This is a genomic window from Paraburkholderia sp. SIMBA_053 (genome assembly GCF_046534895.1).
Classification (GTDB): domain Bacteria; phylum Pseudomonadota; class Gammaproteobacteria; order Burkholderiales; family Burkholderiaceae; genus Paraburkholderia; species Paraburkholderia caledonica.
In genome coordinates this window covers 1-272 of the sequence record NZ_JAWRXU010000676.1, presented here as the reverse complement: position 1 = coordinate 272, position 272 = coordinate 1, and the positions used below count along the sequence as shown (strand labels likewise).

Annotated in this window: 1 protein-coding gene; it reads right to left on the bottom strand. The window is 64.0% G+C overall.

Going from position 1 to position 272, the window contains the following annotated elements; genetic code table 11:
- A partial coding sequence (locus tag SB753_RS37295) for an FCD domain-containing protein (RefSeq protein WP_410805171.1) occupies positions 1-272 on the bottom strand: 272 nt, incomplete at both ends.

The following is a 272-nucleotide window of genomic DNA, read 5'->3' as shown; positions in this document are numbered from 1 at the left end:
CGGTGAGCACATGACTTTCCGACAACGCAAAAAACGCGTGATGAAAAGCCATGTTCGCGCGGAATACGCGGCGCAGATCGCCGGCGATGGCGGCGGCGTCGTGCTCCGCCTGAATTGCCGTCAAGGTGTCGAGCGCCTCGCGACTGACCGGAAAAACGATGCGCCTCGCCGCATCGGCTTCGAGCAACTCGCGCAGCGCATACAGTTCGGTGACCTCGCGCGCCGGAAACGACTTGACCAGCGCGCCCACGTTCTTGCGGCGCTCGACGAGC